At 39.8% G+C, this 14,227-nt stretch carries 10 protein-coding genes and 1 pseudogene; 5 read left to right on the forward strand and 6 right to left on the reverse strand.

Annotation, left to right across the window (positions count from 1 at the left end):
* Window position 1: 1 nt before the first annotated feature.
* The 6 genes and pseudogenes from guaA to FIM44_RS06635 form a co-directional block, all read right to left on the reverse strand.
* Window positions 2–1,528: a glutamine-hydrolyzing GMP synthase gene (guaA, locus tag FIM44_RS06605; RefSeq protein WP_140579488.1), complete on the reverse strand. Its 1,527-nt coding sequence runs from the start codon at window positions 1,526–1,528 to the stop codon at window positions 2–4.
* Window positions 1,525–2,022, reverse strand: a complete 498-nt coding sequence (locus FIM44_RS06610) for a hypothetical protein (RefSeq protein WP_140579489.1) — start codon at window positions 2,020–2,022, stop codon at window positions 1,525–1,527. The genes guaA and FIM44_RS06610 overlap by 4 nt, the downstream gene beginning before the upstream one ends.
* Window positions 2,023–2,182: 160 nt before the next feature.
* Window positions 2,183–4,573, reverse strand: a pseudogene (locus FIM44_RS08690) (molybdopterin guanine dinucleotide-containing S/N-oxide reductase).
* Window positions 4,574–4,678: 105 nt separating this feature from the next.
* Window positions 4,679–5,269, reverse strand: coding sequence for a DUF3972 domain-containing protein (locus FIM44_RS06625; RefSeq protein WP_140579491.1), 591 nt, complete (start codon window positions 5,267–5,269; stop codon window positions 4,679–4,681).
* A gap of 25 nt (window positions 5,270–5,294) precedes the next feature.
* Window positions 5,295–6,617 (reverse strand): aminotransferase class V-fold PLP-dependent enzyme, encoded by a 1,323-nt coding sequence (locus FIM44_RS06630; protein ID WP_140579492.1) that lies wholly within the window; start codon window positions 6,615–6,617, stop codon window positions 5,295–5,297.
* Between the two features lie 18 nt (window positions 6,618–6,635).
* On the reverse strand, window positions 6,636–6,950 hold the full coding sequence (locus FIM44_RS06635; protein ID WP_001917263.1) for a histidine triad nucleotide-binding protein: 315 nt from the start codon (window positions 6,948–6,950) through the stop codon (window positions 6,636–6,638).
* Between the two features lie 80 nt (window positions 6,951–7,030).
* Between FIM44_RS06635 and pheS the strand changes: the two genes are divergently transcribed.
* The 5 genes from pheS (at window position 7,031) to FIM44_RS06660 (ending at window position 14,221) form a co-directional block, all read left to right on the forward strand.
* On the forward strand, window positions 7,031–8,017 hold the full coding sequence (pheS, locus tag FIM44_RS06640) for a phenylalanine--tRNA ligase subunit alpha (RefSeq protein WP_140579493.1): 987 nt from the start codon (window positions 7,031–7,033) through the stop codon (window positions 8,015–8,017).
* Window positions 8,017–10,311 carry a phenylalanine--tRNA ligase subunit beta gene (pheT, locus tag FIM44_RS06645; RefSeq protein WP_140579494.1) on the forward strand — a complete coding sequence of 765 codons (2,295 nt, stop codon included), beginning with the start codon at window positions 8,017–8,019 and terminating at the stop codon, window positions 10,309–10,311. The genes pheS and pheT overlap by 1 nt, the downstream gene beginning before the upstream one ends.
* Window positions 10,312–10,326: 15 nt before the next feature.
* Complete coding sequence (gene aroA / locus FIM44_RS06650) at window positions 10,327–11,616, forward strand: 3-phosphoshikimate 1-carboxyvinyltransferase (protein WP_140579495.1); 1,290 nt, start codon at window positions 10,327–10,329, stop codon at window positions 11,614–11,616.
* Window positions 11,606–12,430 (forward strand): 4-hydroxy-3-methylbut-2-enyl diphosphate reductase, encoded by an 825-nt coding sequence (locus FIM44_RS06655; protein ID WP_120807896.1) that lies wholly within the window; start codon window positions 11,606–11,608, stop codon window positions 12,428–12,430. Before aroA ends, FIM44_RS06655 begins: the two co-directional genes overlap by 11 nt.
* A 120-nt stretch (window positions 12,431–12,550) precedes the next feature.
* On the forward strand, window positions 12,551–14,221 hold the full coding sequence (locus FIM44_RS06660) for a 30S ribosomal protein S1 (RefSeq protein ID WP_140579496.1): 1,671 nt from the start codon (window positions 12,551–12,553) through the stop codon (window positions 14,219–14,221).
* Window positions 14,222–14,227 lie beyond the last annotated feature (6 nt).

A 14,227-nucleotide genomic window follows, 5' to 3' on the forward strand; every position in this document is an offset into this window, starting at 1 on the left:
ATCATTCCCATTCAATCGTTCCTGGTGGCTTAGAAGTAATATCATACACCACCCTATTGATACCGCTCACTTCATTAGTGATACGATTAGAAACCTTTTCTAAAAAAGAATGCTCTAAAAATGAAAAGCTCGCTGTCATGCCATCGCTCGCATTGACCGCCCTTAAACAAATAGCGTTTTCATAAGTGCGGTTATCCCCCATAACCCCCACAGAATTGACATTCAATAGCACGCAAAAAGCTTGCCAAACCTTGTCATACAAATTGGCTTTTTTAAGCTCTTCTATAAAAATAAAATCCGCTTCTTGCAAACATTTGATCTTACTCTCACTGATTTCGCCCAAAATCCTTACAGCAAGCCCAGGCCCTGGAAAGGGGTGGTGCATTAAAAAATCCTGGCTAACGCCCAATTCCTTACCCAACAAACGCGCCTCATCTTTAAACAATTCCCTTAAAGGCTCTATGAGTTTAAAGTCCATCCATTCAGGCAGTCCGCCCACATTATGGTGGGTTTTGATCACTTTTGAAGGCCCTTTAACGCTCACGGATTCAATCACATCAGGGTATAAAGTGCCTTGGGCTAAAAACTCAATTTTGCCTTTTAAATGGTGCTTCTTGGCTTCTTTTTCAAACACTTCAATAAAGGTTTCGCCGATGATTTTTCGCTTCAATTCAGGCTCGCTCACGCCCTTTAATTTAGACAAAAAGATTTCTTTAGCGTCTATCGTGTTTAAAGGGATTTGCAAGTCTTTAAACATCGCTTGCACCCTTTCTTTTTCATTTTTACGCAACAAGCCATGATCCACAAAAACAGCGATCAAATTATCCTTAATGGCTCTGTATAATAGCGTAGCGACCACCGTAGAATCCACGCCCCCACTCACCGCACACAAAACCTTAGCATCAGCAATTTTTTCTTTCAATCGCGCGATTTCTCTTTGAGCGAAATGCTGCATCCCCCAAGTTTTTTCACAGCCGCAAACTAAAAGGGCAAAATTTTCTAAAATCTTACCCCCTTCTTCGCTTTGAATGACTTCTGGGTGGAATTGCAAGCCAAAAATCTTGCCGTTTTCAATCGCACAATGGGGCGAATTAGGGCTTTTTGCAAGGGTAGTGAAGCCTTTAGGCAATTCTATGACTTTATCCATATGGCTCATCCACACAAGGCTTTTGGTTTTCACGCCTTCAAAAATCACAGAATCTTGGGTGATTTCTAAAACAGCCTTACCAAATTCTTGCTCGTTCGCACCAACCACTACCCCCCCAAAAAAATCCACCAAATACTGCATGCCGTAGCAAATCCCTAAAATCGGCACATTTAAATCAAAGATTTTCCCATTAGGCTTGTAAGCGTCTTTAGCATACACGCTCGCTGGCCCCCCACTCAAAATCAAACCTTTAGGGGCTTTTTTTTGAACGTTTTCTATGCTTTCAAAAAAAGGGACTATTTCTGTATAAATCCCGCTCTCTCTCAATCTTCTAGCAATCAGCTGTGTGTATTGGCTCCCAAAATCTAATACTAAAATCATCGCTCATTCTTTATTTTTGTTTGTGTTTTATCATATTGGCTCTTATAATCCACTCTGTGGCTCTCAGCTAACTCAGGCGCTTTTTGCACAAACCAGCGTTCTAATTTTTCTAATTCGTATCTGTAATTTCCACCTTTTGAGCAATATTGAGTATCAATCAGCGAAAACGCATAGAGCGTTTTATTTTCTTTAGATTGGAATAAAAACTCCTTATGGAATAGCGCTTTTTTAGGCATGCCGCTCATCAGAGCCTCAGGCAATAAAAAAGCGTCAAAATCACAAAGAACTTTTTTACTCAACTTGTTGCTTTTGGTGAAAACAAAAATGATCTCTTTTTTCATGTCTTGTTTAAAAGCTAATGAAAGCACATTCAAAAAGGGTGGGGTTAAACTTTTATCCACCCTAACCTTAAAGGCTTTAGAATCCCCTAATAAGACCCCCATAAACAAAACCAACCCCACGCAACATTTCAAACCCGTTTGAAAAATATTCATCTTTTATCCTTATAAGCATCAATATTGAAAACAGAAATTAAACGCACTGATTGGGTATTATAATATAAAAATTGAGAATTACGCTTTAGCTTGGCTAGCGCTCAAGTCTTTAGCGCTTAAGTTTTTCTAAAACACTCTCATGCTAGTATTTTCACTCCTTTTAAGCCCCAATAATGCTTGGTGTTGAAATGGAATGATAGGGCTTGACCAGTTCATACCTTCTAAGTCTTCTGATATTAACTAAGGCGGTATTGGCTGAAATGGCTTGTGTCATGCTACTTGTGGGGCGTAAAGAAGTGAGCGTATTCACATGCCCTCCATTGCATCGTGGGTTTCTAACCCTGACATCTTCTGGGTCATACCACGCCCCTTTTTGGATACTCAAAACCCCTTGACGGATATTCTTAGTTACAAACGCCCCTGCTAACAATCTCCCCCTAGCGTTAAACACTCCTACAATTTCACCATGCCTAATGCCTAATTTATTAGCGTCTAGTTCGTTGATCATTACAGGCTCTCTGCCTTGAATTTTATACACGTTCCTAACCCAAGTGTTATCAAGCTGTGAATTGACACGGTATTTTGGGTGCGGAGAGATTAAATGGAACGGGTAAATCTCAGCCATTTTAGAGCCTAGCCACTCAAGCTGGCTCAAACCAAGTAGGATGCCCTTTAAAATCGGCCCGTTTAAAATCCGCGCATTTTTGAGAAAAAATTTGAATTTTCCCGCTCTCTGTATCCAGCTTATTATTAATAGGGTCTTGCCTGAATTTCGCATGACGCACAAACTTTCTCGCATTTTCAGGGATTTCAAACTCCACAAAGCCATCCCTCCAAAACTGATCAAACGATTTCAAAGTGGGGCCATCGCTTTTTTCATAAAGGCCCTTAATCCATTCCATGTAACTCTTAGATTCAGTGAATTTCTGCTCTGTTTCATTGCCCCCAATGCGTAAAGCAAGCTGTCTGAAAATCTCATAATCGTCTTTAGATTCATAAACAGGCTCTACCACCTTACGCATGGCATAAACCACATTCTTAGAATAACTCCCTCCAAAAGTAATATCATCTCTTTCCATAGTGCTAGTGGAAGCAAAGACAATATCAGCAAATTTTGCCGTAGGCGTCCACCAAGGCTCATGCACGATCACGCAATCTAAGGTCCTTAAAGCGCGAATCAGCTCGTTTGTATCAGCTTCATGCCCTAACAAATCCGTCCCGCAATTGTAGATCATTTTGATTTTAGGTAATTTGAGTTTTTTACCCATAAAATCAATTTCTTTATCCGGATTTAAAATCGCTTCAGAAATTCTAGATGCTGGAATAGCGCTTTTTACAGAATTATGCCCTTGTGAAATCATAGGAACAATTCTTGCCCCTGAGCTCGCTTGAGCGTTCCCTCCATAATGCATAGAAAAGCCAAAGCCCCCACCCGATAAGCCCACTTGACCAATCATACTAGCTAAAACAATTAACGCCCAATCCGGTTGCTCGCCATACTGAGCTCTTTGCATGGCCCAATTACCCGCTAAAAAGTGCGCTTAGAGACAAACAAATCCGCTAATTCTTTGATTTTTTCTGCACTCACTCCAGTGATTTGAGACGCCCATTCTAAAGTCTTAGGTGCATTATCGCTCTCTCCTAGCAAATAGGGTAAAAATTTATCAAAACCATCAGTGTATTTAGCGATAAACGCTTTATCATATTGATTGCTTGTATAAAGATAATGCATCATGCCTAGCATTAACGCTACATCAGTGTTAGGGCGAATGGGTATCCATTCAGCACTGAAGGCTTGAGCGGTTTCGGTATAAATGGGATCGATACTAATGAATTTAATACCAGCTCTTTTATACTTAGGGTAGTAGCTGTCATTGACATGGTTTGGCACAAAATAATCAATGCGGTTGCACTTGAATAAATCCGCCCCCCACATGACATACACCTTACAATTTTTAATCATCTCTTCATGCGTGGTCTGTTGCGAATAAACTTCCATATCCCCTACAATCATAGGGTTTATTCTTGCAGCCGCGCCATTACTATATTCCCCATCAGTGCCAACAGCCCCCCCTAAAGTCGTATTAAAAAAACGCCATGTTAAATGATGACAACGATGCAAGCTGCCCGCATGCCCCCAACCACCATAACTGGCATTATAAATGTTTTCTTTAGGGATTTCTTTAAGCTTTTTAGCCGCTAAATCCAACGCCACATCCCAACTCACGCGCACAAACTCTTCTCTCCCGCGTAATTCTTTGTGGTTTTTTTTGTTTTCTAAAAAGCTCTTACGCACGCAAGGATACTTCACCCTACTATCTGAATACACCCTATCTGCCATCGCTTTTAACATCATAGTAGGGTTATAATCGCTCTTTTGGGGGACAATATCTTTAATCACTCCATTTTGAACCTTTGCGATAAAGGGGCCAAAATGCGTTGCATGCGGAATGGATTCTACTTTTTCAAAAACACCAACAGCTTTCAAAACATTAGCACTAGCGAGCACGATTGGGACTTTTGTTAGGATACTTCTGCGTGAAATGGACATGGTTCTCCTTCAAGCTTGCATTCTGTTAAAATACCCCAAATTCTAACATAGATTCACCTAAAATTACCGCTAATAAGCCCTCAAAGCATGGGTGTTAATTGAAAACTATTTTTTATTCACGCTGCTCATGTCAGCGACTTTCCCCCACATCAAGCGGTATTTCCTCTTCATAAATTCAATTTCTTCTCTCGCTTGATTGAGTTCATCTCGCAAAAGATCAATGGTTTTTTTATCTTCTTCATAGACTTCTTGCATAGAGATTAAAGCGTCTTTTAAAAACATGTTTTCATTTTTAAAGGCTGAAATCGTTTCATCTTTAGCGCCAATGACCTTATCATGCAAGTTTAAAATCGTGTTAATAGTTTTCTCCACAAACACAGGCTCTAAAGAACGCCCGTTCATATCCATAGAAATCAAATTGTTTTCTACCTTTTTGATTAAAGCGTTTGTCCCGCTGCTCGCATCAATTAAAAGCTTGTTGTGGCTTATTTTGCTTTTGATTTTACCGATATTCACTAATTCCAAAATCCTTTCTTTAGGAATCCCTGAAAGGCGGCTAAACTCTTCTAATTCAAGCCATGCTAAAGCGCTCAAATCTTCTAAAACCACCGGCTCTTTAGACTCTTTTTCTTTATTCTCTACTTCTTGCTCATTTTGTTGCACCGCTTGCACTTTGTTCAAATCTAAAATATCCAAATTTTTCCTTAAAAATAGTTTTAGCTTAACGCAATTTTTTAACCGCTTTTTTCAAGCTGTCTAGCAAATAATCAATATCGTTTATGGAATGCGTGAAGTGCAAGCTCACTCTAAGCCATCCGGGTTTAGCGTTAAAATCGCTTGACTTTTGAGCGTTAAGATTCAATAAATCATGCCCATAAGGCCCCGCGCAAGAGCAACCTGCCCGGGTCTCAATAGCGTATTCATAGCTTAAAACTCTCGCTAAATCATAGGGCGAAATCCCTCCAATATTAAAAGCCACTACCCCCACACGACTCGCTGTTAAATTCCCATAGATATTAATAGCGGGCAAGTCTTTTAAGCCATGCATGAGCACTCTTAAAAGGTTGTTTTCTTTTTTATGGATAAAATCCAAACCGCATTCATCTCTTAATTGATACGCTAGAGCGCTCCTGTAAAATTGCAACAATCCTGGCGTGCCAAACTCTTCCCTCAAAGGCAATTCATCAATAAATTCATGCCGTGTGCAATTAGCGTATTTAATCACGCCCCCTGCGCTAAAACTCGGGGCGATCTGCGTGTCAATCAAATCTTTAGAAATGCCTAAAAGACCGCACCCTCCAATGCCCCCTAAAAGCTTATGAGGCGCATAAAAACCGGTTTGGTATTCGCAATCTTTAGGGTTAGCATGCGCGCTAAAATTCGCTAAATCCAAAGCCAAATCGGCCTTATATTTCTTACACAATAATGAAACTTCTTTTAAGGGCGTAAGCAGTCCGGTTACATTAGAAGCCGCGCTCATAGAAACCAGGCTGTTAGGGGATTTTTTTAAAGTTTGCTCTAAAATTTCTAAATCCAATAAACCATGTTCATTCAAAGGGATACGCACCACTTCACACAAGCCTTCACGCCAGCTAATTTCATTAGAATGATGCTCATAAGGCCCTACAATCACACGCTTTAAAGCCATATCTTTCAAATACGGCTCTAAATTTTTCTTCGTTTTTGAAGGGATGCACACCCCTAAAATTTCTTGAAATTTCTTAATCGCTGAGCTCGCTCCATACCCCGCGCTCAAGACGCAATGATTATCGCTCAAATTTAAAGAACGCTTCAACTTTTCTTGGCACTCTTTTAAAAGCATGCCCATTAAAATCGCATGTTTAGAAGCGACAGAATGAGCGTTCGCGTAATAAGGCAGTAAGGATTTCACGCGCTTTTCCACTAAAACGCTCGCTAAACCTGAAGCCCCCCAGTCAAAATAAGACACCCCTTTTTTTAAAATAATGCTGGATTTAACCTGCTCTAAAACGCTCTCGTTAGGGTTGAGTAAGGGGGCAAAACTCCTGTTTAAAAACGCTTGCACGAACTACCACCAACGCTTTTAATGTTTATCCCCACTTAAAATATGAAAATGCAAATGCATCACCTCTTGCCCGGCGTTTTTACCCACATTGGTTAAAAGCTTGTAGCCCTTTTCTTTGACGCCTAATTTTTCCACCACTTCAAAAATAAAACTTGTCATTTGAGCCATAAGCTCTGGGGTGATGCCATTAAAATCCTGAATGCTTTGTTTGGGGATCACCAACGCATGCACTTTCGCTTTAGGGTTAATGTCATAAAAGGATAAAAAACGCTCGTTTTCTAAAATCTTAGAACAAGGGATTTCGCCTTGGATTATTTTTTCAAACACATTCATGCTTTTTTGCTCCCTTTTAAGGTTTTTCTTTTATTAAAGTTGTATTATAGCTTTTTAAAAATAAAATATAAGGATCGTTATTGCACACCTTAATAGAGCGATTAGAAAAGGTTACTAATAGCAAAGAGTTAGAAGAAGCGCGCTTGAATGCTTTGGGTAAAAAAGGGGTTTTTGCAGATAAATTCAACCAGCTCAAAAATCTGAACGGCGAAGAAAAAAACGCCTTTGCTAAAGAAATCCACCACTATAAACAAGCGTTTGAAAAAGCCTTTGAATTGAAAAAAAAGGCTATTTTAGAGTTTGAATTAGAAGAACGCTTGAAAAAAGAAAAAATTGATGTGAGCTTGTTTAACGCTATCAAAACAAGCTCTTCTCACCCTTTGAATTATACTAAAAATAAAATCATTGAATTTTTTACCCCATTAGGATACAAGCTTGAAATCGGCTCTTTGGTGGAAGATGATTTCCATAATTTCAGCGCTTTAAACTTGCCCCCTTACCATCCTGCAAGAGACATGCAAGACACTTTCTATTTTAAAGATCGCAAGCTTTTAAGGACCCACACTTCGCCCGTTCAAATCCACACCATGCAAGAACAAACCCCACCCATTAAGATGGTTTGTCTAGGCGAAACCTTTAGGCGCGATTATGATTTGACCCACACGCCCATGTTCCACCAAATTGAAGGGCTTGTCGTGGATCAAAAAGGGAATATCCGTTTCACGCACTTAAAGGGCGTGATCGAAGACTTTTTGCATTATTTCTTTGGTGGCGTGAAATTAAGATGGCGCTCTAGCTTTTTCCCTTTCACAGAGCCAAGCGCTGAAGTGGATATTAGCTGCGTGTTTTGCAAGCAAGAAGGCTGTAGGGTTTGCTCGCACACAGGCTGGCTGGAAGTGTTGGGCTGCGGCATGGTCAATAATACGGTGTTTGAAGCCATAGGGTATGAGAATGTGAGCGGGTTTGCTTTTGGCATGGGGATTGAAAGATTAGCCATGCTGACTTGCCAAATCAATGATTTGCGCAGTTTCTTTGAAACTGATTTGAGGGTGTTGGAGAGCTTTTAATGAAACTGAGTGTCAATGATTTGAGCGTTTTTGTAGATGCGCCTAAAGATATAGCCAAACTCTGTGAGGATTTGAGCCGCTTAGGCTTAGAAGTTGAGAGTTGTATCCCTTGCGTTGCTCCTAAAAATGTGGTTGTTGGTAAAATTTTAGAAAAAGCCCCCCACAAAAACGCTGAAAAACTCAGCGTGTGTCAAGTGGGTGTGGGTAAAGAAGTGTTACAAATCGTGTGTGGGGCTAAAAATGTCGCGCCAAACCAATTCGTGCCAGTCGCTTTAAATGGGGCGCTAATCGGCTCAACCACCATCGCTAAAACTGAGCTTAGGGGGGTTGAAAGCTGTGGCATGATTTGCTCTAGCGCTGAATTGGGCTTCCCTAAAATCAATGATGGCATCTTGGAATTAGATGAGAGTGTTGGGGAGTTGGTTTTAGGGAAAGAATTAAACGAATACGCCCCTTTCAACACGCATGTTTTAGAAATTTCATTGACCCCCAATCGTGGGGATTGCTTGAGCGTTTTAGGTATTGCCAGAGAGATTAGTGCCTTTTATCACACGCCCCTAAAACCTATCAAGGCTTTAAATTTTACACCCAAAAGCGGTTTGATCACGCTTAGTGCGGGTGAAAATATTGAGTCGCATCTGGCTTATTATTTGATTTATAATCATTCTTTAAAAACCCCTTTAAATATCAAACTTTCGCTCGCTCATAACAATGCCTTAAGCGAGAACGATCTAAACAATTTCATAGAATTTAGCACACATTTTAGTGGGGTAATAATGAATGCTTATAGCCTGAATATAACCCCTATTGATTTGAGCGTGAAAAACGATGAAAACAACCTTGAAAGCGTTTATATCAACCATCAAAAACGCTCCACTATCGCTATAAAACATCAAGATCAAAAAGATTTGAGCGAGCATTTGCTTTTAGAGGCGAGCTATATTGATCCGATAAGCCTGTCTTTAAAATTACACGCCCTAAAAGATAAAACGCTTCAAAAAGACAACGCCCTTATTTATAGGAGTGCTAGGGGGAGCAACCCTAATTTATTGGATGGTTTGAATTTTTTAAGTGCTCATTTGAAAGCGGCGATTCTAGAAAGCAAACAAACTAAGCATGCCTTAAAAGATCGCACCCTTAAATTCAAACTTGAAGACATTACCGAGATTTTGGGGCTTGCCATAGAAGAAGAAACCATTCAAGGCATTTTAAAAAATTTAGGCTTTAAAGTTAGCGCAAAAGTGTCAAACTCAAAACCCCAAATTTTAGAGGTTGTTGCGCCAAATTTCAGGCATGACATTAAAACGATCCAAGATATTGCTGAAGAAATCTTACGCTTTGTAGGGATTGATCATTTGATTTCAAAGCCCCTTGATAGCGTCAGTAACAAGAAATCAAACCCCCATTACGACACGCACCGCTTTTTTGAAAACCTTAAACACAAGGCTCTCGCTTGCGGTTTTAAAGAAGTCATTCATTATGTGTTTTACTCTAAAGAAAAGCAGCAAAAACTAGGCTTTGAAGTTTTAGAAGATCCCCTAGAATTGCAAAACCCTATCACAACGGAGTTAAACACCCTAAGAACGAGCCTTGTTTGCGGGCTTTTAGACGCCAGTTTAAGGAATAAAAATTTAGGGTTTAAAAGCATAGCTCTTTATGAAAAGGGGAGCGTGTATAACTCTAAAAGAGAAGAAATCCAAAAACTAGGCTTTTTAGCGAGCGGCTTACAAAAAAAAGAAAGCTACCCTGATGCTAAAGGCAAGGCTTGGGATTTTTATTCTTTTGCCGAATGCGTTTCAAAAGTTATAGGGGATTTTAGCTTGGAAAAACTGACCACTCAAACCCCCATTAACCACCCCTACCAGAGCGCTAAAATCATTCAAAATCATGAAATCATAGGCGTAATCGCTAAAATCCACCCTAAAGTGATCCAGGAATTGGATTTGTTTGAAAGCTATTACGCTGAGATAGACGCTTCTAAACTCAAACGCCCTGCCATGCTATTAAAACCCTTTAGCATTTATCCTAGCAGTGTGAGGGATTTGACTCTAATCATTGATGAGAATACCGCTTTTAGCAAGATTAAAAAAGCCCTAAAGGACGCTCAAATCCCTAATTTAAGCGAGATTCTACCCCTTGATATTTTTAAAGAAAGTAATAATACCATAGCCTTAAGCGTGCGTTGCATGATTTATTCTTTAGAAAAAACCCTAAATGACGAAGAAGTCAATTCAGCCGTGCAAAAAGCGCTTGAAATTTTAGAAAAAGAATTTAACGCCCGCCTTAAGGGATAATATAAAGGATAATATGTGATAGAGCTTGACATTAACGCTAGCGATAAATCGCTCTCACACAGAGCCGTTATTTTTAGCCTGCTCGCTCAAAAGCCTTGTGTCGTGCGGAATTTTTTAATGGGAGAAGATTGTTTAAGCTCTTTAGAAATCGCTCAAAATTTAGGGGCTAAAGTGGAAAATACCGCCAAAAATTCTTTTAAAATCACGCCCCCAACGACTTTAAAAGAGCCTAACAAGATTTTAAATTGCAACAATTCTGGCACCAGTATGCGTTTATACAGCGGGCTTTTAAGTGCTCAAAAAGGCCTTTTTGTTTTAAGCGGGGACAATTCCTTAAACGCACGCCCCATGAAAAGAATCATTGAGCCTTTGAAGGCTTTTGGGGCAAAGATTTTAGGGAGAGAGGATAACCATTTCGCCCCCTTAGTGATCTTAGGGAGCCCTTTAAAAGCTTGTCATTATGAAAGCCCTATCGCTTCAGCTCAAGTCAAAAGCGCTTTTATTTTAAGTGCCCTACAAGCTCAAGGCGCAAGCACTTATAAAGAAAGCGAGCTTAGCCGTAACCACACAGAAATCATGCTTAAAAGTTTGGGGGCTAACATTCACAATCAAGACGGCGTTTTAAAAATTTCACCCTTAGAAAAACCCCTAGAAGCCTTTGATTTTACTATAGCCAATGATCCGTCTAGCGCGTTTTTTTTCGCTCTCGCTTGCGCGATTACGCCAAAAAGCCGCCTTCTTTTAAAAAATGTCTTGCTCAACCCCACTCGCATAGAAGCTTTTGAAGTATTGAAAAAAATGGGCGCTTCCATAGAGTATGCGATTCAATCCAAAGATTTAGAAATGATTGGCGATATTTATATAGAGCATGCCCCTTTAAAAGCGATCAGCATTGAGCAAAATATCGCCAGTCTTATTGATGAAATCCCTGCTTTGAGTATCGCTATGCTTTTTGCAAAAGGCAAAAGCATGGTTAAAAACGCTAAAGATTTACGAGCCAAAGAAAGCGATAGGATTAAAGCGGTTATTTCTAATCTCAAGGCTTTAGGGATTGAGTGCGAAGAGTTTGAAGATGGGTTTTACATAGAGGGATTAGAAGATATAAGCCCATTAAAACAGTGCTTTTCTAGGATTAAACCCCCCCTTATCCAAAGCTTCAATGATCACAGGATTGCGATGAGTTTTGCTGTTTTAACTTTAGCATTGCCTTTAGAAATTGATAATTTAGAATGCGCAAACATTTCTTTCCCGCAATTCAAACGCTTACTCAATCTATTCAAAAAAGGGAGTTTTAATGGAAATTAAAATGGCTAAGGATTATGGTTTTTGCTTTGGCGTCAAAAGAGCGATACAAATCGCTGAAAAAAATCAAAACAGCTTGATTTTTGGCTCGCTCATTCATAATGCTAAAGAAATCAATCGTTTGGAAAAAAACTTCAACGTGAAAATTGAAGAAGACCCTAAAAAAATCCCTAAAAATAAGAGCGTGATCATAAGAACCCATGGCATTCCTAAGCAGGATTTAGAATACTTGAAAAATAAGGGGGTCAAAATCACCGATGCGACTTGCCCGTATGTGATCAAACCTCAGCAAATTGTGGAATCCATGAGCAAAGAAGGGTATCAAATCGTGCTTTTTGGGGATATTAACCACCCTGAAGTCAAGGGCGTGATAAGCTATGCCACTAACCAAGCTTTAGTCATCAATTCGTTAGAAGAATTGCAAGAAAAAAAGCTCCAACGAAAAGTGGCTTTAGTTTCTCAAACCACCAAACAAACCCCAAAACTCTTGCAAATCGCTTCTTATTTGGTGGAAAGATGTGCTGAAGTGCGTATTTTTAACACGATTTGTAACGCTACTTCCTACAACCAAAAGGCCGCTTTGGATTTGAGTAAGGAAGTGGATATTATGATAGTCGTGGGCGGTAAAACTTCTTCAAACACCAAACAGCTCCTAAGCATCGCCAAACAGCATTGCAAAGACAGCTACTTGGTAGAAGATGAAAACGAATTAGAGTTGGCGTGGTTTAAGGATAAAAAATTGTGCGGGATTACCGCTGGGGCTTCCACGCCGGATTGGATTATAGAAAATGTCAAGCAAAAAATCAGCACGATTTAACATATTTTGAAAATTTTCTTTAAAAAAACCGCTAATTGTTAGTTTTTAAACGATTTTGTAAGCCAAAAAAGGATACAATACCCTTAAGGATTTTATATTTATTTTATAGTAAGGCAGTCAATGAGCAAGATAGCAGATGATCAGAACTTTAATGACGAGGAGGAAAACTTCGCAAAACTCTTTAAAAAAGAATTAGAAAAAGAAGAAACCCTAGAAAAAGGCACTATCAAAGAAGGGCTAATCGTTTCCATCAATGAGAATGATGGTTATGCCATGGTGAGCGTGGGCGGTAAGACAGAAGGCCGTTTGGCTTTGAGTGAGATCACCGATGAAAAGGGGCAGTTGCTGTATCAAAAAAATGACCCCATTGTCGTGCATGTGTCCGAAAAGGGTGAACACCCTAGCGTTTCCTACAAAAAGGCCATTTCCCAACAAAAGATTCAAGCTAAAATTGAAGAATTAGGCGAAAACTATGAAAACGCCATTATTGAAGGCAAGATCGTAGGCAAGAATAAAGGGGGCTATATCGTGGAGTCTCAAGGCGTGGAGTATTTCCTCTCCCGCTCGCACTCTTCTTTAAAGAATGACGCAAACCATATCGGCAAACGCATTAAAGCGTGCATCATTCGTGTGGATAAGGAAAACCACTCTATCAATATTTCTCGCAAACGATTCTTTGAAGTCAATGACAAACGGCAGCTTGAGATTTCTAAAGAATTGTTAGAAGCTACAGAGCCGGTGTTAGGGGTTGTGAGGCAGATCACCCCATTTGGCATTTTTGTAGAAGCTAAGGGGATTGAGGGCTTGGTTCATTATTCTGAAATCAGCCATAAAGGACCAGTCAACCCTGAGAAATACTACAAAGAGGGCGATGAAGTCTATGTCAAAGCCATCGCTTATGATGCAGAAAAAAGACGCCTTTCACTCTCCATAAAAGCGACCATAGAAGACCCATGGGAAGAGATCCAAGACAAGCTAAAACCCGGATACGCCATTAAGGTGGTGGTGAGCAATATTGAACATTACGGGGTATTTGTAGATATTGGTAATGATATTGAAGGCTTTTTGCATGTTTCTGAAATCTCTTGGGATAAGAATGTCAGCCACCCTAGCCATTACTTGAGCGTGGGGCAGGAGATTGATGTGAAAATTATTGACATTGATCCTAAAAACCGCCGCTTAAGGGTTTCTTTAAAGCAACTCACTAACAGGCCTTTTGATGTTTTTGAATCCAAACACCAAGTGGGGGATGTTTTAGAAGGCAAAGTGGCGACTTTAACGGATTTTGGGGCGTTTTTAAATCTGGGTGGGGTGGATGGCTTGCTCCACAATCACGACGCTTTTTGGGATAAAGATAAAAAGTGCAAAGACCACTATAAAATTGGCGATGTGATCAAAGTGAAAATCCTTAAAATCAACAAAAAAGATAAAAAGATTTCTTTGAGTGCGAATCACTTGGTCACTTCCCCTACAGAAGAATTCGCTCAAAAGCATAAAACAGATAGCGTGATTCAAGGCAAAGTGGTGAGTATTAAGGATTTTGGCGTTTTCATTAATGCTGATGGCATTGATGTGCTGATCAAAAATGAAGATTTGAACCCCTTAAAAAAAGATGAAATCAAAATAGGCCAAGAAATCACATGCGTGGTGGTTGCGATTGAAAAGTCTAACAACAAGGTGCGCGCTTCTGTACATAGGTTAGAGCGCAAAAAAGAAAAAGAAGAATTGCAAGCTTTTAACACGAGCGATGATAAAATGACTTTAGGGGATATTCTTAAAGAAAAACTCTAAAGAGTG

The organism is Helicobacter pylori, from assembly GCF_006440215.1.
GTDB classification, from domain to species: Bacteria; Campylobacterota; Campylobacteria; order Campylobacterales; family Helicobacteraceae; genus Helicobacter; species Helicobacter pylori_CS.